Source organism: Bradyrhizobium sp. HKCCYLRH2060 (genome assembly GCF_051168135.1).
In the GTDB taxonomy this organism is placed as follows: Bacteria; Pseudomonadota; Alphaproteobacteria; order Rhizobiales; family Xanthobacteraceae; genus Bradyrhizobium.
Map to the genome: position 1 here is coordinate 210,724 of NZ_JBNPUK010000008.1, position 21,952 is coordinate 232,675.

Genomic DNA, 21,952 nt, shown 5'->3' on the forward strand with positions numbered 1-21,952 from the left:
CGCCTGCTTTTTTTCTGCAGGCGGGCCATGGGTTGCGGCCTGCAGCCCGGCATTCCCTGCGCCCTCCGACTTCGAGGGTGAACGACAGCAGCATCACTCGGGCTCACCGTGCCGCGAGAACAATTTCGCATGAGTGGACGTCGTGATTGCGAGCGCAGCAACTCAGAATTTTTCCGCGGGGGGACTCCGTTTTTGCGCGGTGATCGAGAAGCGGAGTTTTCGTCTTTGCGAATTCCTCGTGCCTCTCTCACCGCCTCAAGCCTGTATGAGCTTCGATCCAGCGCCGCCCTCCGCTGTCGTCCCGGGCAAGTCACGACGCCGCGCCAGCGGCGGCGGGGCGCCGACCCGGGATCCATAGCCACAGGGAGATGTTTTGCGCACGATATCGAACGAGTCTTGCCAGATCATGGCTGCCGGTGGCTATGGGCCCCTGCGTTCGCAGGGGCGACAGCGGAGGTTGTGGCGGAGTTGCGGGCCCGAGCCTCGTTGATACGCCGCCGCCGGCCATGACGCGTCCTTCCGACAAACGCCTAGATCCCCAGCGCCTCCAGCGCCGCGGCGACATCGGCTGTCGAGCGCACCAGCACCGCATTCAGCCCGCTGGCCTGCGCGCCCTCGACGTTTTCGGCGAGATCGTCGAAGAACACGATCCGCTTGGCGGGCACGCCGATCGCTCGCACCACGTGATCATACGCCTCGGCATCCGGCTTGCGCAGGCCGATCGACGACGACAGGAAGATCTCGCGAAAGTGACCGAGCAGATCGGCGTAAACAGGCGAGAAGTGATCGATGTGCGGCTGGTTGGTGTTGGAGAAGGCGTAGAGCGGCAGCTTTTCCGCCGCGCGTGCGAGCAGCGCGGCGATGCCCGGCATCGCGCCGACGAAGATCGCGTTCCAGCCATCAAGAAACTGCGCGTCGGTGATGTCGATGCCGAGCTGCTGGCGCAGGTTGGCGAAGAACGCGGCGTCGGAAACGGTGCCACGCTCATGGCCGTGATAGATCTCGTCGCGCACGAAGCGCGCCGCGATCTGCTCGGACGGACAGCCGGCATGCGCCGCCCAGCGCGAGACCACCTGGACGAAATCGATGTCGATGACGACGCGGCCGAGATCGAACAGCAGCGCATCGGCCGCGCCGGGGTGGAGAGCGGAGGAGGGCATGGACAGCGGCGGCGGTGCCTGGTGTGGAAGCGACGGAGCGCCTCCTTAATAGCGATAGGGCTCGATGTCGACCAGCGGAAACGCGCTGACCACGCTCGGCAGGTTGGTGGCGGTCGCCGGATGCAGATAGGATGCGTTCAGCTCCGCGAACGAGGTGACGCCGAGCAGGCCGAGCGCGCGGATGACCTCGTCCTCCAGCAGCTCGAGCATGCGCAGGATGCCGTCCTCGCCGGCGGCCGCCAGCGCCCAGCATTGCAGCCGGCCAATGCCGACGAGATCGGCGCCGGAGGCGATCGCCTTGACGATGTCGGTGCCGCGCGAGATGCCGCCGTCGACCATGATCCTGGCCCGGCCCTTCACCGCCGCGACGATCTCCGGCAGCACGTGCATCGCGCCGCGGCCATGATCGAGCTGGCGGCCGCCATGGTTGGAGACGTAGATCCAGTCGACGCCGTGATCGACCGCGATCTGCGCGTCCTCGGCGGTCGCGATGCCCTTGATGATCAGCGGCAGCTTGAACTTGTCCTTGATCAGCTTGACGGTGTGCCAGCTCAGCGCCTTCTGATGATCGCCGCCGGTCGCGCGCAGCCGGCTTTCGCGCACATAGCGCTTGGCGATGTCGCGCTCGCGCCGGCTGTAGTGGGCGGTGTCGACGGTGAGGCAGAACGCCGTGTAGCTGTTGGCGACGGCGCGGCTCACATAGTCCTCGACGAAGGCGTCGTCGCCGCGGACATAGAGCTGGAAGATGCGCAGCGCGTCGGGAGCGGCCTCGGCGGTCTTCTCCAGCCCGGGCTCGGACACCGAGCTCAGCATATGCGCGGCCCCGAATCGTCCGGCGCCCCGAGCGACGCTGGCGGCCCCTGCCGGATCGAAGATTTCGAGCGCGCCGACCGGGGCCAGAACCACCGGCAGGCGCAGCCTGCGGCCGAAGGTTTCGACCGAGGCATCGACCCTGGAGACGTCGCGCAGCACGCGCGGACGGAACGCGATCTCGTCGAGCGCCATCCGGTTCCGGCGCAGCGTGGTCTCGGTTTCGGCGCCGCCGATGATGTAGTCCCAGGCATTCTGGTTGAGCTGGGCGCGGGCCTTGCGGATGAACTCGTGCAGGTTCTGGAACTTCTCGTCGCTCGAGCCGAGCTCGACGTTCCGCCACCCGGCCTCGATCGGGGTCTGTTGGTTCATGGTTGCCTCCCAGCGACTGTCATGTTTCCCGGTTTTGCCGCGGAGCATCGCCCATCGTGCGGTCCGGGTGCAAGCCATTCCGAACTGGAGTTCGCCGGGCGTGCAAAGGCGGTCGCCGCAGCCGCCGGCGGTCAAATCGCGTCATCTTCCGCGGCTCGTCGAAATGTGATGAGGGGTGCCCGTGAAAGACCGGATATGTGCAGTCGGTCCCTGGAGGACAGGCGCAGCCCTGATCTTGATTTCAGCCTGCGAACGTCCATTTCGGATGCGGGCGCCGGCGGTCGGGCTCCGGTACGGCGGCGCAATATCGGCCTTGAAGAAACCGGAAATGTGGTGTGAGTTCGCAACACAAATCGCGCCGGCGACGCGTGCGGACCCTGTGATCGACCGGCCATCCAACAAACGCTCGGGAAGCAAACAATGCGGAAAAACTGGCTGTTCTTGGCGGGCACGATGACCGGCGTCGGTCTGACCCTGATGGTGACGGGTCCCGACGGCGCGCAACTCGTGGCGAAGGCCAAGGCCGCGGCCGGCATGGCCGACACCTATTCGCAGCTCAATTTGTTCGGTGCGGTGTTCGAGCGTGTCCGCGCCGACTATGTCGAGAAGCCCAGCGATCCCGCGCTGATCGAAGGCGCCATCAACGGCATGGTGTCGTCGCTCGATCCGCACTCGCGCTACATGAATGACAAGTCCTGGCGCGACATGCAGGAGACGACGTCCGGTGAGTTCGGCGGACTCGGTCTCGAGGTCACCATGGAAGAGGGCCTGGTCAAGGTCGTCGCGCCGATCGATGACACGCCCGCGTCCAAGGCCGGCATTCTCTCCGGCGATCTCATCGCCAAGATCGACGGCGAAGCCGTGCAGGGACTGACGCTCGAGCAGGCCGTCGCCAAGATGAAGGGCGGCGTCAACACCAAGACCAAGCTCACGATCATGCGCAAGGGCAAGGAGTCGCCGCTCGACGTCACGCTGACGCGCGAGATCATCAAGGTGCGCCCGGTACGCTATCACACCGAAGGCGGCGACATCGGCTATATCCGCATCACATCATTCAACGAGCAGACCACCGAGAGCCTGCGCAAGGCCGTCGCCACCATCTCCAAGGAGATCCCGCAGGAGAAGCTCGCCGGCTACGTGGTCGACCTGCGCAACAATCCGGGCGGCCTGCTCGACCAGGCGGTGTCGGTCTCCAGCACGTTCCTGCCGCGCGGCGAGGTGGTTTCCACCCGCGGCCGCAATCCGGAAGAGACGCAGCGCTTCACCGCCCGCGGCGGCGATCTCACCAAGGGCAAGCCGCTCGTGGTGTTGATCAATGGCGGCTCGGCCTCGGCCTCGGAGATCGTGGCCGGCGCGCTGCACGATCACAAGCGTGCGACGCTGGTCGGCACGCGCTCGTTCGGCAAGGGCTCGGTGCAGACCATCATTCCGCTCGGCGCCGGCAATGGCGCGCTGGCGCTGACCACGGCGCGCTACTACACGCCGTCGGGCCGCTCGATCCAGGCGCAGGGCATCGCGCCGGACATCGAGGTCAAGCAGGACGTGCCGGACGAATTCAAGGATCGCGGCGATCTCAAGGGGGAGGCCGGCATGCGCGGCCATCTCTCGGCCGCCGACGGCACCGAGCAGACCGGGTCGCAGTCCTACGTTCCGCCGGACGAGAAGGACGACAAGGCGCTGCACGCCGCATTCAACGTGCTGCGGGGCGTCACGGTGAACGCCGATGTCCGCGCCAAGGCGGCAGTGCCGAACTGATCTGCGAAGTGGGCGGGTGCTCGGCTTGCGACGCTCGATGCTCACACCCGACGGGGCGGCCCTGAGGCCGTCCCGCCGTGGTTTTCGACCAGCGTGTACTGGCGGACACGGAGTATGTCCGTCTGTGTCCGATAGATCATGGCGGAGCTGTGGACTTCAAGCAGCGAACGGGACGACCGGTCGGCAGGGTTTGAATCTGGCTTGCGGAAACGCCTCAAATTGCAACGGTATTTATCGGTTCGGAACCGGCTCAGGCGGCGTCCGAGCGCGAACGGCGGCCGGATGAGCGATTGGTGCGCTGCGCGGCGAATAATTGCCGTACGTCGGCCGCGGGCTTTGGAGGGCTGAACAGGTAACCCTGCATCTCCGAGCAGCCAAGCCGCTTCAGCACCTGGCGCTGCGCCTCGGTCTCGACGCCCTCGGCGGTCGTCGACATCTTGCGGATGGCGGCGATGTTGACCACGGCCTGGACGATCGCCGCGGAGCCCTCGCTCTCGGTGATGTCCTGGACGAAGCAGCGGTCGATCTTGATCTTGTCGAACGGAATGCGCTGCAGATAGCTGAGGCTCGAATAGCCGGTGCCGAAATCGTCGAGCGCGATGCGGACGCCGAGCGCGCGCAGCTGGTGCAGGGTGTCGAGCGCGTCGTCGTCGCGGATCAGCACTGCTTCGGTGATCTCGAGCTCCAGCCGATGCGGCGGCAGGCCGGAGGTCGCAAGGGCATTGGCGACCTTGAGCGCCAGGGTACCGCTCTTGAACTGCACCGGCGAGACGTTGACGGCGAGCCGGATGTCGTCCGGCCAGCTCACCGCCTCGGTGCAGGCGACCTGGAGGACGCGTTCGCCGAGCAGGTTGATGAGGCCGGTGTCCTCGGCAATCGGAATGAACTCGGCCGGCGAGACGCTGCCGCGCACCGGATGCTTCCAGCGCACCAGTGCCTCGCAGCCGACGATGCGGTCGTCCTGCAGGCTCAGGCAAGGCTGGTAGTAGACCTCGAGCCGATCGTCGGCGATGGCCTGGCGCAGGTCGACCTCGAGCTGGTGGCGCGCCTTGACCTGGGCGTCCATCTCGGGCTCGAAGAAGCGCCAGGTGCGCCGTCCCGCGCCCTTGGCGGCGTACATTGCCAGATCGGCGTTCTTCATGATCTGGTCGAGATCGGTGCCGTGCTCGGGGATCAGCGCCACGCCGATAGAGGCGTCGGCGGTGAGCTGATGGCCGAGGCAGTCGCGCGGCGCGCGGATCGCGCCGAGAATGTCCTCGATCAGCTGTTCGACGTCCTCGCGGTTGCGGATCGCCGTCTGAACCACGGCGAACTCGTCGCCGCCGAGGCGGGCGACGAATCCCGTGGTGCCGACACAGGCGCTCAGGCTCGCCGCGACGGACTTCAACAGCTCGTCGCCGACGAGATGGCCGAGCGAATCGTTGACGCCCTTGAACTCGTCGATGTCGATGTAATGCAGCGCGAGGCGCCGGCCTTGGGGGACGCCGGTCAGCTCCTCCTTGAGGCGCTCGTGGAACAGGGTGCGGTTCGGCAGATCCGTCAGGGCGTCGTAGTGCGCCAGATGCGTGATCTGCTCCTCGGACCGTTTGCGCTCGGTAATGTCCTCGTGGGTGGCGAGCCAGCCGCCGCCCGCGATCGGCTCGTTGACGATCTGGATCCAGCGGCCGTCCGTGGTCTCGATGATCTGCGAGGTCTTGCGGCCGATGTCGCGCAGCACCGCATCGGCATATTCGCCGTCGTCGCCCGCGAGCGAGCCGGTCGCCTTGCGGTGCGCGATCAGCTCGCGGAACGTGCAGCCTGGTTTCACGACGCCGGCCGACAGGCCGTACATGTCGACGTAGCGCTGGTTGCTGATGACCAGGCGCTCCGATGCGTCGAACAGCAGGAGGCCCTGGGTCATGTTGTTGACGGCCTTGTCGAGCCGTTCCTTCTCCAGCGTCAAGCGGCGGCTCGAAACGTCGTGGTCGCTGATCAGCCGGCGCACCACGACGTAGAGCATGCCGGCGATCAACAGCACCGATGTCACGCCGACGGCGATCAGGAAGCGCATCTGCTCGCGCCAGTCAGCGAGCGCCGCCGAGACCGTTGTCGTCGCGGTCACGATCAAGGGATAGCTCGTCAGCCGGTGCGATGCGCCGATGCGGTGCTCGCCGTCGACGGGGCTGCTGAAAATGCCCGTGGTGTTGCCATCGCCGGCCAGGATCTGGCGGAAGATCGGCGCGTTCTTGTAGTTCTGGTTCTGCATGCCCTCATGGCGTGGATGGCGGGCCAGAAGGGTTCCGTCGCGATGCATCATCGAGATCGCCGCGTCGGGCCCGAGCGCAACGGAGGCGAAGAACCGCTCGACATTGATGGGTTCGAGACTGCGGCTGATGATGCCCAGGAACTCGCCGCTGGGACTGGTCAGTTTCAGGGCGATGACCGCGACATAGGTGCCGGTGATCCGGCCCACGACCGGTTCGATCAGCAGTTGCGGCGCAGTCGGATCGGATTTCAGCCGCTTGAAAAATGTGCGATCGGCAATGTTGACGGGCGGCACCGGCCAAGCCGCTCCGGAGTTGATCAGGTTGCCCTCGGCGTCGAAGATGTTCAAACCGCCGACATAGGTCACCGCGCTCAGCTTGTCCTTCAGCATGGCATTGACGGCGGCACTTCCCATCTGCTCCTTGAAGCGGGCGCCGGTGTCGATGTGGTTCTGTCGGACGTAGTTGGCGAGATCGCGCTGGATCGCGCCGAGATCCTCCATCTGCTGATCGAAATGACGCGCCAGCAAAAGGACGGTGTTCTCCAGCTCGCGCGTCGCGCTGTTCAGCGCGCGTTCCCGGAAACTGTCGGCCATGATGGTCGTGCCGATCGCGATGGCTGCAATCAGCACGAGGCCTCCGCCGACCAGCCAGCGGATCGGTCCACCGCGGTCGGTCGAAGCTCTGAGGGCATTCCGTGGACTGGCGTTGGTCGTCATCGGCCCCTGAATACGCTTGCGATAGGCGCTTCGGGATGGACCGCTACGACGTCCCTCCCACAACCATTGCTATAGGCCCGCTATGGAAGTGAGGTTAGGAAGTTGAGTTAGCGAACAATTAATTCGAAGTTGTATTTGACTTGGTAATCTCTTCAGGCGCGATAGTGCCCGGACTTGCCGCCGATCTTCTCGGTCAAGTGGATACCTTCGATGCGTATGCCGCGCTCGGCCGCCTTGATCATGTCGTAAATGGTCAGGCAGGCGACGGACACGGCCGTCAGGGCTTCCATCTCCACGCCGGTCGGCCCGGTCACCTTGACGGTGGCGCTGACGACGCAGCCGGGTAGCGCGGCATCGGGCGTGATGTCGACGGTGACCTTGGACAGCGCCAGCGGGTGGCACAGGGGAATCAGCTCGGAGGTCCGCTTGGCGGCCATGATGCCCGCGATGCGGGCAGTGCCGAGCACGTCGCCCTTCTTGGCGTTGCCTGACAAAATGAGCTCGAGCGTCGCCGGGCTCATGACGACGCGGCCCTCGGCGGTCGCGGTTCGCTCGGTCGCGGCCTTGTCCGACACGTCGACCATGCGGGCTTCGCCGCGGGCGTCGATGTGGGTGAGGGCGGGAGCGTCGGGCGACTTGTCGGACATGGTCACTCAGCCGCGCTGGCGGAGGCGGCATTGCGCGCGAGCAGCCCGCGCGTCGCCGCCGTGACGTCCGCCTGCCGCATCAGGCTCTCGCCGACCAGGAAGGTCTGGATGCCGACGCGCGCCAAGCGCGCGAGGTCTGCGGGCGTGAAGATGCCGCTCTCGCCGACCAGCAGGCGCTCCTTCGGCACCAGCGGCGCCAGCGCCTCGGAGGTCGCCAGCGTGGTCTCGAAGGTGCGCAGGTTGCGGTTGTTGATGCCGATCATCGGCGAGCGCAGCTTCAGCGCGCGATCGAGCTCGGCGCGATCATGGATTTCGATCAGCACATCCATGCCGTGGGCGAGCGCGGCAGCCTCGATGTCCGCAGCGGCGGCATCGTCCAGCGCGGCCATGATGATGAGGATGCAGTCGGCGCCGTGAGCACGCGCTTCGATCACCTGGTAGGTGTCGAACATGAAGTCCTTGCGCAGCACGGGCAGGGCGGTCGCGGCCCGCGCGGCGACCATGAAGTCGAGATGGCCCTGGAACGATGGCGTGTCGGTCAGCACCGACAGGCAGGCCGCGCCGCCGGCCTCGTAGGCCTTTGCGAGCACCGGCGGATCGAAATCGGCGCGGATCAGTCCCTTGGACGGCGAGGCCTTCTTCACCTCGGCGATCAGCGCGTAGTCGCCGTTTACGTGCTTGGCTCGGATCGCCGCCACGAAGCCACGCGGCGGCGAAGCGACGCGCGCGCGGACCTCGAGTTCGGGCAGCGCGCATGCCCGCTTGGCTGCCGCGATCTCCTCGCGCTTATACGCTTCGATCTTGGTCAGGATGTCCGACATGGCACGCTCCGGTGGGTCAGCTGTTGGAGACCTCGATCAGCTGCTTCAGCCGCGCCGCCGCGGCGCCGCTGTCGAGCGAATCGCGGCCGATTGCGACCCCGTCCTTCAGCGTCTTGGCACGGCCGGAGACGACCAGCGCCGCCGCAGCGTTCAGCAGAGCGACGTCGCGATAGGGGCTCGGCAGGCCGTCCAGCACGCTCTGCAGCGCCACCGCATTGGCCGCAGCGTCGCCGCCCTTCAGACCGTCGCTGCCGCACAGGCCAAGCCCGGCCTCCTCGGGCGAGACCTCGAAGGTGCGGATATGGCCGTTCTCCAGCGCGGCGACGAAGGTCGGGCCAGTCAAGGTGATCTCGTCGAGCCCGTCGGAGCCGTGCACGACCCAGGCGGCCTCCGAGCCGAGATTCTTCAACACGTGGGCCAATGGCTCGACCCATTGCCGCGAGAACACGCCGACCATCTGGCGCCTGACGCCGGCCGGATTGGACAGGGGACCGAGCAGATTGAAGATCGTGCGGGTGGCGAGCTCGACCCGGGTCGGTCCGACGTTCTTCATCGCCGGATGATGCGCGGGCGCGAACATGAAGCCGATGCCGGCCTCGTGCACGCATCGTCCGACCTGGTCCGGCTTCAGGTCGATCTTGACGCCGAGCGCGGCGAGCACGTCGGCGGCGCCGGACCGCGACGACAGTGCGCGGTTGCCGTGCTTGGCGACCGGCACGCCGGCGCCGGCCACGATGAAGGAGGCACAGGTCGACACGTTGACCGAGCCGGAGCCGTCGCCGCCGGTGCCGACGATGTCGACCGCGCTCGCCGGCGCATCGACGCGCAGCATCTTCGCCCGCATCACGCTGACGGCGCCGGTGATCTCCTCGACCGTCTCGCCGCGCACGCGCAGCGCCATCAGCAGCGCGCCCATCTGCGACGGCGTCGCCTCGCCCGACATCATGCTGTCGAAGGCGGACGCCGCCTCCTCGCGGGACAGCGGCGCGCCGGTCGCGACCTTGCCAATGATCGACTTGAGATCGTCCATCACGCGTGCCCCTAGCAAACCGTCACTGATTGTTGCCGCCGACCACCTGGGCCACGGCGGCCTCGTTGATCGTCGTCCCGATGTCCTTCTCGAGCTTCATGACGTAGGCCGTGCCTTGCTCGTCGGCGAGCGCGCGCTGCAACTGGTCCTTCAGCTTCTTGGTGTCCTCGGACGCAAGGTCGACCTTCGGATCGATGATGTCGGTGACTCGGAACACGATCCACTGCCGGCCGCCATCAGCCTCGGTCTGGCCGACGCCGTCCTTGGCGGTGCGGAACGCGGCGGTGATCGCTCCGGTGGGGACGCCGGGCACCGAGGCGTCGCGCTTGAACGCGCTGGCCGTCTCGATCTTCACGCCCAGCGATGTCGCCTCATCGGCGAGCTTGCCCCCCTCGTTGAGCTTCTTGACCAGCTCGGTGGCTTTGGCGCGCAGCTTCGCTGCGACCTCGTCGTCGCGCCAGCGCGCGGCGACCTGATCCTTGACCTCGTCGAGGGCGCGATCGCGCGGCGGGGTGATGCCGAGAACCTCGAACCAGACATAGCCGCCGCGGAACGAGATCGGCTCGTTGTCGACACCGACGTCGCTGGTGAAGGCCTGCGCAACGACATCAAGGCCAAGCGGGATGTTCGAAACGGGCTGGCCGTTGGGTTGCTTGCCGGACCTGTCGACCGCTTCGAGCGTAACGGCATTGAGACCGAGCTTCTTGGCGGCCTCGGCCACGCTGGCGCCGCCGCCGCGCTCATCTTCCATCTTGTCGCGAAGATTGGCGACTTGCGACTTGGCGCGGTCGGCTGCGATCTCTTTCTTGATCTCGGCAGCGACGCTCTCATATTCGGGCTGCTGGCCCGGCTGAATCGCGCTGACCTTGACCAGCGCCACGTTGAACGCGCCCTTGACCGGCTGGCTGACCTCGCCGGTCGGCAGCGAGAAGGCGGTATCGGCAACGACAGGGTCGAGAATCGCCGATTTCGTCACCAGACCGAGATCGAGATCGGCCGGGTTGAGGTTGCGCTCCTTCGCGAGCTCGTCGAACGTGACTTCACCCGCGGCGATCCGGGCGCGCGCCGCCTGTGCCTCCTCCATGGTGGGGAAGGTCATCTGCTGGACCTGGCGCTTCTCCGGCGTGCCCATCAGCGCCTTGCGCTGGTCGAACAGCTTCCTGGCGTCCTCGTCAGAAACGTCGGTCGACTTGCCGATCTCTTCGGGTGTCACCACGACGAACGAGATCTTGCGATATTCCGGCGCCTTGAACTGGGCTTTGTGCTCATCGAAATAGGACGCGAGAACCTCGGGCGAGGGCGCATCGATGGTGCCGGCCTGCGCCGCGTCGAGCTTGATGTAATCGATCGAGCGCTGCTCGTTCTGGAAGCGGCTCAGCGCCTCGAGCATCGTGTTGGACGGCTCCAGCCCGGCCGCGATCGTGCCGGTGATCTGCCGCCGCAGCGACTGTCGTCGCTGGTCAGCCAGATAGCGCTGCTCGGTGAAGCCGAAATTGCGGATGATGGCCTGGAAACGCTGCGGGTCGAATGCCCCGTTCGGGCCCTTGAAGTTGGGATCGCTGAGGATCACCCGCATGGTCTCCGCATCGGACTGGGCGAGACCGAGACGGCGAGCCTGCTCGTCGAGGGCGGCTTCCGCAATCGTCTGCTGCAGCACGGAGCGGTCGAGCCCGAACATGTGGGCCTGCTCGGTGGTCAGCGGACGGCCGAGCTGGCGGCCGATCTGCTGCAGCCGGTCGGTATAGATCTGCCGGAACTCGTTGATCGAGATCTCCGTGCGTCCCACGGTTGCAGCCGTCGACTGCCCGAAGCCGCGGAAGATGTCGGCGATGCCCCAGATGCCGAAACTGACGATCAAAACGCCCATGACCACCGCCATGATGGTCTTGCCGAGCCAGTTTGATGAGGCCTTGCGTAATCCTCGAAGCATGGGTCCAGTCTGTCTGCAGGAAAAAGGATGAAGAGGCCGCGCCTTAAAGCAGATTCCGCGAAAGGCCGTCGCCGAGTTGAAACGGCTTATAAAGAGGCAGCCGCCCGGTCGCAACCTCGGCCCTGAGGCCGATTGAAGCGGTGAGAAGACGGCTCCCGCTCTGGTGCTCCTCGAAGGGCTCTGCTAGCCGATGTCCGTCACAACATTTGCTGGGATCCCGCCATGACCGACCGCATCCGGCCGCTGATCGCCGGCAACTGGAAAATGAACGGCCTGAAGGCCTCGACCACCGAGTTCGACGCTATGCTGGCCGGAGCCGCCGAGGTCACCGGCAAGGCCGACCTGCTGGTCTGTCCTCCCGCCACCCTGGTGGCAGGCTTCGCCGAGCGGGCGCGCGGCACCCACGCGATCGCGATCGGCGCGCAGGACTGCCACCCTAAGGCCTCAGGAGCCCATACCGGGGACATTTCGGCGGAGATGCTGGCCGATGCTGGCGCCAGCGCCATCATCGTCGGCCATTCCGAGCGGCGTGCCGATCATGGCGAAAGCGATGTTGTGGTGCACCAGAAGACCGAGGCGGTGTGGCGCGCCGGGCTGGTCGCGATCGTTTGCGTGGGCGAAACCCAGCAGCAGCGCGATGCCGGACAGACGCTCGACATCCTGCGCGGCCAGCTCAACCTCAGCCTGCCGCAGGACTCACGGGCCGACAACCTGGTCGTGGCCTATGAGCCGGTTTGGGCGATCGGCACCGGCCTCACGCCGACCGCCAAGGATGTCGAGCAGATTCATGCCTTTATTCGGCAATTGCTGATCGACCGCTTCAAGGAGCAGGGGGCGCGCATGCGTATCCTCTATGGTGGCTCGGTCAAGCCCTCCAATGCGGCCGAGCTGATGGCGGTCGCGAATGTCAACGGTGCGCTGGTCGGCGGCGCTAGCCTGAAAGCGGCTGATTTTCTCGCAATTGCGAAGGGCTGTTGAGAGCCGAGGTGAGCCGGGCGCTCTGATACCCTGCGCCTCATGCGGCTTCTCCAATCCGCTTCCAATAGATCATCGTGCCGGTGAGGCCGCCATGCGGCTTCACGGCATAGTCTGGAATGATGCCGCTCAGCTGGAAGCCGACGCCTTCATAGAGTGATGAGGCGCCGCCATCTTCGGCGGTGTCGAGCACGAGCATCGTGCGGCCGTGCCCGCGCGCGAGGGTTTCTGCCGCATCCAGCAGAGCACGTGCGACGCCGCGCTTACGATGGCTCACGCGGGTCATCATCTTGGCGATCTCGGCGCGATGTGGCTGGTTCGGCGGCAGCTTCAGCTGCAGCGTCACCGTCCCGATCAGGTCCTGCCCGTCAAAGGCCCCCAGCACGATTCGTTCGCCGCGCTCCGCGGCCGCGAGCGAGTCCTGCCAGAAAGCATCGGCATCGCCGGAGCTGAGCGGGTGCATGAAGCTGACGGACCCGCCATGGGCCACTGTTTCGATCAGCATCGCGCTCAGCGCCGCGCGGATGGCCGGCGTGTCGGACAAGGCTGCGATTCGCAGTAACATGCTCAACTCCGGGCAAGCGCCACGACATAGACGCAGGGTGCGTCCGATTCGTTGGCAAAGGTGGTGTCGATCGGTGGGCCGAAGCCGAGGCAGTCGCCGGGGCCGAGGACGTGGCGGTCCGCGCCTTCCGTGATGGTCAATTGTCCGCTTTGCACCCAGAGAAGCTGGCGGATGTGGATGTATGAAGAGGCCGGCAAGGTCACGCTGCGGTGCGCCGGCATCTCGACCGTCACCAACTCGATCGGATGATCCGGCCTGAGAAAGACCTGGCGCCTGACATAGCCCGTCTCCGGATCGCGCCAGACCGGCTGCTCGGCCGCCTTGGACAGGCGCTCCGACTGGGCTTCGGCGCGGAGCATCAGGCCGGCCAGCGTGAGGTCGAACGCGCTTGCGAGCTTCACCAGGATGACCGCGGTCGGGCTGACCTCGGCACGCTCGATCTTGCTGATGGTTGCCTTCGACACGCCGGAGCGTTCGGCGAGGTCGGCCAGCGACCACCCGCGGGCGTCGCGTTCCAGCAGCAGGCGGCGCGCGAGCCGTTGGCTGAAATCGTCCACTATTTGATCCATTCGTCTCTGATAATGGATGTCGAGGCGGACGGCAAGGGGCGACCCCGAGGGCTACATTGGCGCTTGTGTGAAGCGTGCTTGCGATTATCTGCGGGGTGGCGTTGCTCGACACGATCGTGTAACACCGCGCAAATTTCCGAATAGCCCGCGAAGCTCTCGCGATCCCGGCCTCCGGCCGGGGCCTGCGAGGGCTTGTGACGGAAGGTCACCATGCAGACTGTCTTGATCGTCATTCACCTCATGATCGTCGCCGTCCTGATCGGCGCGGTGCTGTTGCAGAAGTCCGAAGGCGGCGGCCTCGGCATGGGCGGCGGCGCCGGCTTCATGTCGAGCCGCGGCACGGCGAACCTGCTGACGCGCACCACGGCGATCCTGGCGGTCGGCTTCTTCCTCACCAGCCTGGCCCTGACCTGGCTGGCAGGATACGATCGCAAGCCGGCCTCGATCCTCGGCACCGTGCCTGGGCAGACCCAATCGGGCGGGGCGACCCCGGTGGCGCCGACCAGCGGTGGCGTGCTCGACCAGCTCAAGAAGGCCGACGAGCAGCAGGCCCCCGCGGCACCGAGCGCGCCGCAGGCCCCGCAGTCGCAATAAAGCGGGCAAGCCATGCAGGAACGCAGTTGGCGTCCTGCATCATGAGGCGGTCTCAAGTCCCTGAGGCCATTCATATTTTGACGTCACCCACAGGCCCGCGACGACGTTGCGGGCCGACCACGATTCGTTTTGGCGAATCGAGCGCGCGGCATTAAAGGTAGGGTCCCATGGCGCGGTACATCTTCATCACCGGCGGCGTGGTTTCCTCGCTCGGAAAGGGTCTGGCTTCAGCCGCGTTAGGCGCGCTGCTGCAGGCCCGCGGCTACAAGGTCCGGCTTCGCAAGCTCGACCCCTATCTCAACCTCGATCCAGGCACGATGTCGCCGTATCAGCACGGCGAAGTGTTCGTGACCGACGACGGCGCCGAGACCGATCTCGATCTCGGCCATTACGAACGCTTCACCGGGCGGCCCGCGACCAAGGCCGACAACATCACCACCGGGCGGATCTATCAGGACATCCTGACCAAGGAGCGCCGCGGCGACTATCTCGGCGCGACCATCCAGGTCGTCCCGCACGTGACGAACGCGATCAAGGATTTCGTGCTGTCCGGGAATGACGAGTACGATTTCGTGCTGGTCGAGATCGGCGGCACCGTCGGCGACATCGAGGGCCTGCCGTTCTTCGAGGCGATCCGTCAGCTCGGCAATGAGCTGCCGCGCCATCACGCGATCTACATCCACCTCACCTTGCTGCCGTACATCCCGAGCGCGGGGGAGTTGAAGACCAAGCCGACGCAGCATTCGGTCAAGGAGCTGCGCTCGATCGGCATCCAGCCGGACATCCTGCTGTGCCGCACCGACCGCCCGATCCCGAAAGAGGAACGGCGCAAGCTCGGCCTGTTCTGCAACGTGCGCGAAAGCGCCGTCATCGAGGCGCGCGACGTCGACAACATCTATGCCGTGCCCGAGGCGTATCACGCCGCCGGTCTGGACGACGAGGTGCTGGCCGCGTTCGGCATCGAGCCGCGGGTGCCGCCGGCGCTGTCGAGCTGGCACACGATCAACGAGCGCGTCCGCAACCCGGAAGGCGACGTGACGATCGCGATCGTCGGCAAGTACACGGGCATGAAGGATGCCTACAAGTCGCTGATCGAGGCGCTGTCGCATGGCGGCATCGCCAACAAGGTCCGCGTCAAGCTCGACTGGATCGAGAGCGAGGTGTTCGAGAACGAGGACCCGGCGCCGTTCCTCGAGCACGTCAACGGCATCCTGGTGCCCGGCGGCTTCGGCCAGCGCGGCGCCGAGGGCAAGATCCGGGCGGCGCAGTTCGCGCGGGAGCGCGACGTGCCGTATTTCGGCATCTGCTTCGGCATGCAGATGGCGGTCATCGAGGCCGCGCGCAATCTGGTCGGGATCACCGAGGCCAACTCGACCGAGTTCGGTCCGACGAAGGAGCCGCTGGTCGGTCTGATGACCGAGTGGCTGCGCGGCAACGAGCTGGAGAAGCGCTCCAAGAGCGGCGATCTCGGCGGCACGATGCGGCTCGGCGCCTATCCCGCGGCGCTCAAGCGCGGCAGCCGCGTGTCCGAGGTCTATGGCGGCGCGACCGAGATCTCCGAGCGCCATCGCCACCGCTACGAGGTCAACACCGCCTACAAGGACCGGCTCGAGCAGCATGGCCTGAAGTTCTCCGGCCTGTCGCCGGACGGCGTGCTGCCGGAGATCGTGGAGTACGAGGACCATCCGTGGTTCATCGGCGTCCAGTTCCACCCCGAGCTGAAGTCGCGCCCGTTCGAGCCGCATCCGCTGTTCGCGTCCTTCATCCAGGCGGCGGTGGTGCAAAGCCGGCTGGTCTGAGCCAGACGCGAGGGGCGAGCGATCACGCCTCTCCATGAGCACGCTGCTCATGGCCAATGTGCAGCGCCGATTTCGGAGCCGGACCCTCATGGTGAGGAGCGTCGCCTTTGCGACGCGTCTCGAACCATGAGGCCAAGGTCCGGGCCTCGCCCTTCGAGACGACCGCCTGCGGCGGTCTCCTCAGGGTGAGGGTCGAACAACGTTCCAAGTGGCGCAAATCTCTCTCCACGAGCAAACGGCCCGTCGCCAAAGCGCAGCGGCAGGAGACGCGTTGAGCCATCTCCAACCCTGCGGCCACAGCGGTCACTCCGCCTTTGACGGCAGCAGTGATTGTTGCGACAACGCTCCCTGTTCACGCGAAGCAAGAACAGATCAGGGAGGATCACATGATCTATGAGAGCCGCATCTATCGCTGCATTCCCGGCCGCCTGCCGGCGCTGCTCAAGCGTTTCGAAAACACGACGCTGAAGCTGTGGGAAAAGCACGGCATCCGCCCGGTCGGCTTCTTCACCACCCTGATCGGCGAGTCCAACCAGGACCTGACCTATTTCCTCGCCTGGGAGTCGCTCGCCGAGCGCGAGACCAAATGGACCGCGTTCATGACCAATCCGGACTGGATCGCGGCGCGCGCCAAGAGCGAGGAGGACGGCCAGATCGTCGCCAACATCACCAGCCAGTTCCTGGTGCCGACCGCGTTCTCGGCGCTGAAGTAGAGGCCGGAGAGGGGCGGGGATGACCGATCCCCGCAACCCTGCTATTCGCGGGGCCGCACCGGGTTGATCCGGCGGCCTGCGCCGGGTCATGGTCGCGCGCACGAAGAGGATGAAGTTGTGAACGCTCCGATCTCCGCCGCGCCGGTCGTCAGCCTCGGCTCCGTCAAGTTTGGCAATCAGCTGCCGCTCGCGGTCATCGCGGGACCGTGCCAGCTCGAGAGCCGCGCCCACGCGCTCGAGGTCGCCTCGGCGCTGAAGGAGATCGCGACGCGGCTGAACATCGGCCTCGTCTACAAGACCTCGTTCGACAAGGCCAACCGCACCTCTGGCTCCGCCGCGCGCGGGCTTGGCCTGGCGCAATCGCTGCCGATCTTCGCCGAGATCCGCGCCTCGCTCGGCCTTCCCGTGCTGACCGATGTCCACGACGCGAGCCAGTGCGCCGAGGTGGCGCAGGCTGTCGACATCCTGCAGATCCCCGCCTTCCTGTGCCGGCAGACCGATCTGCTGCTCGCGGCCGCCGCGACCGGCAAGGTGATCAACGTCAAGAAAGGCCAATTCCTCGCGCCGTGGGACATGGCCAACGTCGTTGCCAAGATCACCGGCGCCGGCAATCCGAACGTGCTGGCGACCGAGCGCGGCGTCTCGTTCGGCTACAACACGCTGGTCTCGGACATGCGCGCGCTCCCGATCATGGCGAAGACCACCGGCGCGCCGGTCATCTTCGATGCCACGCACTCGGTGCAGCAGCCGGGCGGGCAGGGCACCTCCTCGGGCGGCCAGCGCGAATTCGTGCCGGTGCTGGCACGCGCGGCGGTCGCGGTCGGCGTCGCCGGCGTGTTCATCGAGACCCATCCCGATCCGGATCATGCGCCCTCCGATGGACCGAACATGGTGCCGCTCGCACAGTTCGAGGCCTTGTTGAAGACGCTGATGGACTTCGACCGGCTCGCCAAGGCGCAGACGGCAGACGCCATCAGCTGATGCACCAGCCCGTCGCCAAGCCCGCAGACAACAAGTTTCCGCCAGCCGTGAACATCATCGCGCTGGCGGGCTTCTCGGCGGCGCTGTCGACGCGGGCGCTCGATCCGGTGCTGCCGCATGTCGCCGAGGATTTTTCGATCAGCATTGCGACGGCGGCCGGCATCGCCGCCGGCTATGCGCTGATCTACGCGCTGATCCAGCCGGCGATCGGCGCCGCGGCCGACCTGTTCGGCAAGGCGCGGCTGATGACCTTGTGTCTCGCGCTGCTCGGCGTCGCCAGCGTGCTCGGCGCGCTCGCCACCTCGTTTCCGCTGCTGTTCGCCACGCGCATCCTGGCTGGCATCGCCTCGGGCGGGGTGTTTCCGGTCGCGCTCGGATTGACCAGCGATCTGGTTGCGCCCGACAAGCGCCAGGTCGCGATCGGCCGGACGCTCGCGGGCTCGATGGCCGGCAACCTGCTCGGCGCCACCGCGTCGGGCATCATCGGCGACTTCATCGGCTGGCGCGGCGTGCTCGCGATCCTCGGCGCGCTCGGACTGATCGCCTCGCTCGCGGTGGCGGCCGGCTTTCGCGGCGCCAAGGTCACCCACGTCGCCACCACCGATCTCGCCGCGCTGAAGAAGGGCTACCGCACCATCTTCACCAATCCGAATGCGCGCTTCTGCTTTCCGGCGGTGTTCGTCGAAGGCTGCTGCGTGTTCGGCCTGTTTCCGTTCATTGCCGCGTTCCTGTTCGACCTCGGCGAGACCTCGCTGTCGATCGCCGGCATCGTCATCGCGGGATTTGCGGTCGGCGGGCTGTTCTACACGGCCACGGTGTCGAGCTTCCTGCCGCGGCTCGGCGTCAAGGGCATGATGATCGTGGGTGCTGCCCTGGTGGCCCTGCAACTCGCCGCGCTCGCCTTCGGTCCCGGCTGGAAGCTGCAATTCGCCTGCATGCTGATGATGGGCTGGGGCTTCTACATGATCCATGGCTGCCTGCAGGTGTTCGCTAGCGAGTTGTCGATCGGCGCCCGCGCGACCGCGATGTCGCTGCACTCGTTCTTCTTCTTCCTGGGCCAGACCGTCGGCCCGATCGCCTACGGCTTCGGCGTCGTCCATGGCGGCAAGCAGCCGACACTGCTCGCCGCCGCCGTCCTGATGGTCGCGCTCGGCTTCGCCTGCGCCGCGCTGCTGCGGCAACGCCCGCCGGCGGATGCGGCGTAGCATGTCCGATCGAGCCCGGATCTGAGCGGCGAAGTTGGTCGTCGTACGCGGTGCTGGGCCCGCGCGGCTGAGACATGTCCCGGGGGCACTCTCGTTGGTGGCCGATGCGATCCCGCCTCGCGGCGCAGGTGCATTCGAAGTTTGCTCAGGCGTCATTGCGAGCGAAGCAATCCAGAGTCCCACCCGAGCCCCTGTATTGCTTCCGCCGTCGCCCTTCGGGCTATGGCGGACACGTCGCTTCGCTCGCAATGACGGCTGTGAGACATGAGCTCACCCTCTCGCGGCGCATCTGCGTCCGAGCTTTGCCTTTGGATATGCCCTATTCCTAAAAAGAGGGCACGGGGAATGCCGGGAGCTGGCCGCCCCATGGCCCGCCTGCGGAAAAAAATGCAGGCGGCGAGAACCACAGGTTCAGCCGAGACATCCCGGCATTCCCCGCGCGATGGTTGGGCGGCTTATACGTACTCTCCCCGGGGACCGGGCTGTCTTGCCCCCGTGACCGGCGGATCATCACCGCCAGCGTAGCCTCAGCGTCGGGAGGCCAGGACCATACGACTTCGCCGGCGCATCAGGCTCGTTCGTCCGCGCAAATGATCACGCTGCGACCCGACACGCCCACCGCATCCCGCCTCAACGTCCGTGACGACCGCGAAGCGCCCCTCTGATCGAGACGGGACGGCGACAGTCAATCACAAATTCTGAAAAATAGAAAGTGGAATATTTTTGCGAACGGCGTGACAGACGTGATCTGCTTGAAAGCGCGGCGAAAATCGGTTTTGCGGCGCATCGGTTTGATGGTCGCATGGAATGATAAAGTCGAGCGGGAGCGCGCCCGTCGGGCGACTCAGGGGCCATGGATCGGCGGCATCAAGGTCGCGGCATTGCGCTCCGGTTCAAAAACGCATTCCAGAGAACTAAAAAAGTCTATCAAGCTGATTGTGCGCGCAAAGAGGTACAGCCGGGCCGGATTTTTGTGCATGAGACGCGGACACTGACTGATCCACACGACAACGGCAACGCGTGCTGCTGGCCTTCAAACCAATTGCTTTCACATCTGTACGGTACCATGCTTCCTTGACCTTCTACCGCAGCGGCCTTGTACGGTACGGAAAAAATTGGGTCCCGCCTGTACCAATGGCGAGACCGGAAGCCTACAATTGGGGTCACACCTAACGAAATAGGCTCGATCGCCTCAGTTTGATAGTATTCTGAGCTGCATTGAAACAGCCCGCGTGGGCTGAGGTCTGCCCGCCATCGGACTGAAGTTTGAATCCGTTAAGTGACAGCCACATGAGGGTCTGCTGGAACCAGTTCCCTTCTCGCAATAGCACTGTTGTCCTCCACCGCAGCTGTTAGAGCTACATGAACACGTACTATCTCTATTGTCGTTCGACGCGCTGCAGTCCGCCCGCGCGGTAGTTGCACAAACCAGAGTTGCAATCGCGATAGCAAACATCGTCGTCCATTTCATTTCGTTCTCCCTTTTTCAGTTGCAATTTTTTACTGTGCGTGTGGTACAAAGGTATCAATAGTTTCTGAATTAGCTTCGTTCCTAGCGCGAAGTCACTTCCGTTTCAGCCTGGTGAACTATGAAGAGTGAACCAAATGGACATGCGAGATACCGGAGACCAAAGAGGGGAAACTGCTAACGGATATCTCCACGTTGTGCTAGCAGCCGAAGGGCCGGTGAAAGACCGAGCAGTCGCCACCGAGTGGCTTTTGAATAAACTCGTTGACGACCGAATGATCGCCGCCGAAGATCTGACCCGGCTTGTTAACGAGCGAATTAGGTCCGCCCAATAGTTGCTTCGGATTATTGAAAACCGAATTTGGTCCTCCCCAGATCTGTTTGGGATTGTTGAAGACGGAGTTTGGCCCACCCCATATTTGACCAGGATTGTTAATCATCGAGTTTGGACCGCCCCATATTTGCCCGGGCCTATTTATTACTGAGTTAGGTCCTCCGGTCAGATCTCCAATTGCATTTACCGCCTTTACCAATTCGTTGTTTGGACCGGGTCCTTCCAGTACGTCATGAAAAGCATTCCTGAGGCCAACTACGATTGTATTGTTGGGACCAAAGCAGCCTTTTCCGTTGAAGCAGTTCTCTAGCTCTTTGAGAGTAAGGCGGCCAGCAGTACAACCGGCAAACCCGACCGGATTTCCTCCGCTTTGTACGGCGCATTCGGCTGCAATTCGCCATTCCTCGTTCATTCCAGGGCTTGCGGCGCAGAGAGCGAAGGATACTGTTCCAGTACTGCTGGCGCCGCAGGCAATAATTCTGCTTGCGTCCGGGGGCAGGATAGCGGCGGCGGCGCAACCGAGGAGCTTTGACTCGTCGTCTCCGGCGTGGCCAATGCAGTTCAATGCTTCACGCGTTTTGTCGTCGATCGGTATAACCTGAGCGCAATAGCCAATCACCGATATCGCGTCATTCGCTTTTGAAACGCAAGTGTAAGCGGCCTGAGCCGCTCGCACCTCAGGGCTATTACCAAAAATACAAACCGCCATCTCAGTGCGATCCGGCTTCGAAGCGCACTCTGCAATTTTTCCTACTTCGCCCCCCACGAGCGGTGCTACGCATCCAAATGTCTTGTCCGATGTATTAGCAGTCGCCAGACATTTCACAGTCTCGCCCGCGGTCTTCAATTGAGGGCTGAGTGATGCGAGGCAGTTGCTGAAGTTCGGATTTGGCGCGCCCATACACGACACGAGGGTCTGGGTTCTATCTCCTAGATAGGGCGCCACGCAATTAGCAAGATCCGACCCCGAAGGAGAATCGATAAGACATTGTGAGAGCCTTTGCGCACGGGGAAGCTCGGGATTTATAGACGCTCCGCAGGCCAATCGGCTTGCCGGAGTCTTGGCGGCTAGAAGGCAGGCAGCCAAAGCCTGGCTGGGTCCACTTAGCACCTGACCACTGCAGGATAGCAACGAACTCCCGGCCGATCGGAGGCAATCTACGGTAACCCGCGCCTTCCGATATCCCTCGGTGACTTCGTCTAGACAGGCAGCGGCAGTAGCGCCATCGCGGGCCTTCGCCAAGCATTGAGTGAGCTTAGCG

Annotated in this window: 18 protein-coding genes; 8 read left to right on the forward strand and 10 right to left on the reverse strand. The window is 64.9% G+C overall.

Annotated elements, in window-relative coordinates; all coding sequences use genetic code 11:
* Nucleotides 1-530: 530 nt before the first annotated feature.
* Both ACQR10_RS17855 and ACQR10_RS17860 read right to left on the reverse strand, forming a co-directional pair.
* Nucleotides 531-1,160, reverse strand: coding sequence for an HAD family hydrolase (locus tag ACQR10_RS17855; protein ID WP_316217886.1), 630 nt, complete (start codon nucleotides 1,158-1,160; stop codon nucleotides 531-533).
* A gap of 45 nt (nucleotides 1,161-1,205) precedes the next feature.
* Nucleotides 1,206-2,342 (reverse strand): alpha-hydroxy acid oxidase, encoded by a 1,137-nt coding sequence (locus ACQR10_RS17860; RefSeq protein WP_316217888.1) that lies wholly within the window; start codon nucleotides 2,340-2,342, stop codon nucleotides 1,206-1,208.
* Between the two features lie 420 nt (nucleotides 2,343-2,762).
* Between ACQR10_RS17860 and ACQR10_RS17865 the strand changes: the two genes are divergently transcribed.
* On the forward strand, nucleotides 2,763-4,097 hold the full coding sequence (locus ACQR10_RS17865; protein WP_315799756.1) for a S41 family peptidase: 1,335 nt from the start codon (nucleotides 2,763-2,765) through the stop codon (nucleotides 4,095-4,097).
* Between the two features lie 250 nt (nucleotides 4,098-4,347).
* Here ACQR10_RS17865 and ACQR10_RS17870 read toward each other — a convergent pair whose 3' ends face one another.
* From ACQR10_RS17870 to ACQR10_RS17890, 5 genes are all read right to left on the reverse strand, one after another.
* A complete protein-coding gene (locus tag ACQR10_RS17870) occupies nucleotides 4,348-7,059 on the reverse strand; it encodes a bifunctional diguanylate cyclase/phosphodiesterase (RefSeq protein ID WP_316217889.1) in 2,712 nt (903 codons plus the stop codon).
* Nucleotides 7,060-7,211: 152 nt separating this feature from the next.
* Complete coding sequence (moaC, locus tag ACQR10_RS17875) at nucleotides 7,212-7,706, reverse strand: cyclic pyranopterin monophosphate synthase MoaC (RefSeq protein WP_316217890.1); 495 nt, start codon at nucleotides 7,704-7,706, stop codon at nucleotides 7,212-7,214.
* 2 nt (nucleotides 7,707-7,708) lie between these two features.
* Nucleotides 7,709-8,527, reverse strand: a complete 819-nt coding sequence (gene trpC, locus ACQR10_RS17880) for an indole-3-glycerol phosphate synthase TrpC (protein ID WP_316217891.1) — start codon at nucleotides 8,525-8,527, stop codon at nucleotides 7,709-7,711.
* 16 nt (nucleotides 8,528-8,543) lie between these two features.
* The gene (gene trpD, locus ACQR10_RS17885) at nucleotides 8,544-9,557 is read right to left on the reverse strand and encodes an anthranilate phosphoribosyltransferase (protein WP_315799760.1); all 1,014 of its coding nucleotides are present in this window, start codon (nucleotides 9,555-9,557) and stop codon (nucleotides 8,544-8,546) included.
* 22 nt (nucleotides 9,558-9,579) lie between these two features.
* Nucleotides 9,580-11,487 (reverse strand): peptidylprolyl isomerase, encoded by a 1,908-nt coding sequence (locus ACQR10_RS17890; protein ID WP_316217892.1) that lies wholly within the window; start codon nucleotides 11,485-11,487, stop codon nucleotides 9,580-9,582.
* A 222-nt stretch (nucleotides 11,488-11,709) separates the two neighbouring features.
* On the opposite strand from ACQR10_RS17890, the gene tpiA reads away from it, so the two are divergent.
* Nucleotides 11,710-12,465 (forward strand): triose-phosphate isomerase, encoded by a 756-nt coding sequence (gene tpiA, locus ACQR10_RS17895; RefSeq protein WP_316236379.1) that lies wholly within the window; start codon nucleotides 11,710-11,712, stop codon nucleotides 12,463-12,465.
* Between the two features lie 37 nt (nucleotides 12,466-12,502).
* Here the strand turns inward: tpiA and ACQR10_RS17900 are convergent, their stop codons facing one another.
* A complete protein-coding gene (locus ACQR10_RS17900; RefSeq protein ID WP_434840509.1) occupies nucleotides 12,503-13,027 on the reverse strand; it encodes a GNAT family N-acetyltransferase in 525 nt (174 codons plus the stop codon).
* A 2-nt stretch (nucleotides 13,028-13,029) separates the two neighbouring features.
* On the reverse strand, nucleotides 13,030-13,596 hold the full coding sequence (locus ACQR10_RS17905; protein WP_316183671.1) for a helix-turn-helix domain-containing protein: 567 nt from the start codon (nucleotides 13,594-13,596) through the stop codon (nucleotides 13,030-13,032).
* Nucleotides 13,597-13,806: 210 nt separating this feature from the next.
* Between ACQR10_RS17905 and secG the strand changes: the two genes are divergently transcribed.
* From secG to ACQR10_RS17935, 6 genes are all read left to right on the forward strand, one after another.
* Nucleotides 13,807-14,190 carry a preprotein translocase subunit SecG gene (secG, locus tag ACQR10_RS17910; RefSeq protein ID WP_315799765.1) on the forward strand — a complete coding sequence of 128 codons (384 nt, stop codon included), beginning with the start codon at nucleotides 13,807-13,809 and terminating at the stop codon, nucleotides 14,188-14,190.
* A gap of 167 nt (nucleotides 14,191-14,357) precedes the next feature.
* The gene (locus ACQR10_RS17915; RefSeq protein ID WP_315750932.1) at nucleotides 14,358-15,989 is read left to right on the forward strand and encodes a CTP synthase; all 1,632 of its coding nucleotides are present in this window, start codon (nucleotides 14,358-14,360) and stop codon (nucleotides 15,987-15,989) included.
* A 386-nt stretch (nucleotides 15,990-16,375) separates the two neighbouring features.
* Nucleotides 16,376-16,702 (forward strand): NIPSNAP family protein, encoded by a 327-nt coding sequence (locus ACQR10_RS17920; RefSeq protein WP_316183674.1) that lies wholly within the window; start codon nucleotides 16,376-16,378, stop codon nucleotides 16,700-16,702.
* A gap of 117 nt (nucleotides 16,703-16,819) precedes the next feature.
* Nucleotides 16,820-17,683: a 3-deoxy-8-phosphooctulonate synthase gene (gene kdsA / locus ACQR10_RS17925; RefSeq protein ID WP_434848280.1), complete on the forward strand. Its 864-nt coding sequence runs from the start codon at nucleotides 16,820-16,822 to the stop codon at nucleotides 17,681-17,683.
* Nucleotides 17,683-18,888 carry an MFS transporter gene (locus tag ACQR10_RS17930; protein ID WP_434912028.1) on the forward strand — a complete coding sequence of 402 codons (1,206 nt, stop codon included), beginning with the start codon at nucleotides 17,683-17,685 and terminating at the stop codon, nucleotides 18,886-18,888. The genes kdsA and ACQR10_RS17930 overlap by 1 nt, the downstream gene beginning before the upstream one ends.
* A gap of 734 nt (nucleotides 18,889-19,622) precedes the next feature.
* The gene (locus ACQR10_RS17935; RefSeq protein ID WP_434912029.1) at nucleotides 19,623-19,883 is read left to right on the forward strand and encodes a hypothetical protein; all 261 of its coding nucleotides are present in this window, start codon (nucleotides 19,623-19,625) and stop codon (nucleotides 19,881-19,883) included.
* 673 nt (nucleotides 19,884-20,556) lie between these two features.
* On the opposite strand, the gene ACQR10_RS17940 is transcribed toward ACQR10_RS17935, so the two are convergent.
* Nucleotides 20,557-21,399: a hypothetical protein gene (locus ACQR10_RS17940; protein WP_434912030.1), complete on the reverse strand. Its 843-nt coding sequence runs from the start codon at nucleotides 21,397-21,399 to the stop codon at nucleotides 20,557-20,559.
* Nucleotides 21,400-21,952: the final 553 nt, after the last annotated feature.

Bases quoted from the DNA above. Each gene is read 5' to 3' on its own strand.
- ACQR10_RS17855 (WP_316217886.1), bottom strand. From the start codon at position 1,160: ATGCCCTCCTCCGCTCTCCACCCCGGCGCGGCCGATGCGCTGCTGTTC.
- ACQR10_RS17860 (WP_316217888.1), bottom strand. From the start codon at position 2,342: ATGAACCAACAGACCCCGATCGAGGCCGGGTGGCGGAACGTCGAGCTC.
- ACQR10_RS17865 (WP_315799756.1), top strand. From the start codon at position 2,763: ATGCGGAAAAACTGGCTGTTCTTGGCGGGCACGATGACCGGCGTCGGT.
- ACQR10_RS17870 (WP_316217889.1), bottom strand. From the start codon at position 7,059: ATGACGACCAACGCCAGTCCACGGAATGCCCTCAGAGCTTCGACCGAC.
- moaC (WP_316217890.1), bottom strand. From the start codon at position 7,706: ATGTCCGACAAGTCGCCCGACGCTCCCGCCCTCACCCACATCGACGCC.
- trpC (WP_316217891.1), bottom strand. From the start codon at position 8,527: ATGTCGGACATCCTGACCAAGATCGAAGCGTATAAGCGCGAGGAGATC.
- trpD (WP_315799760.1), bottom strand. From the start codon at position 9,557: ATGGACGATCTCAAGTCGATCATTGGCAAGGTCGCGACCGGCGCGCCG.
- ACQR10_RS17890 (WP_316217892.1), bottom strand. From the start codon at position 11,487: ATGCTTCGAGGATTACGCAAGGCCTCATCAAACTGGCTCGGCAAGACC.
- tpiA (WP_316236379.1), top strand. From the start codon at position 11,710: ATGACCGACCGCATCCGGCCGCTGATCGCCGGCAACTGGAAAATGAAC.
- ACQR10_RS17900 (WP_434840509.1), bottom strand. From the start codon at position 13,027: ATGTTACTGCGAATCGCAGCCTTGTCCGACACGCCGGCCATCCGCGCG.
- ACQR10_RS17905 (WP_316183671.1), bottom strand. From the start codon at position 13,596: ATGGATCAAATAGTGGACGATTTCAGCCAACGGCTCGCGCGCCGCCTG.
- secG (WP_315799765.1), top strand. From the start codon at position 13,807: ATGCAGACTGTCTTGATCGTCATTCACCTCATGATCGTCGCCGTCCTG.
- ACQR10_RS17915 (WP_315750932.1), top strand. From the start codon at position 14,358: ATGGCGCGGTACATCTTCATCACCGGCGGCGTGGTTTCCTCGCTCGGA.
- ACQR10_RS17920 (WP_316183674.1), top strand. From the start codon at position 16,376: ATGATCTATGAGAGCCGCATCTATCGCTGCATTCCCGGCCGCCTGCCG.
- ACQR10_RS17930 (WP_434912028.1), top strand. From the start codon at position 17,683: ATGCACCAGCCCGTCGCCAAGCCCGCAGACAACAAGTTTCCGCCAGCC.
- ACQR10_RS17940 (WP_434912030.1), bottom strand. From the start codon at position 21,399: ATGGCGGTTTGTATTTTTGGTAATAGCCCTGAGGTGCGAGCGGCTCAG.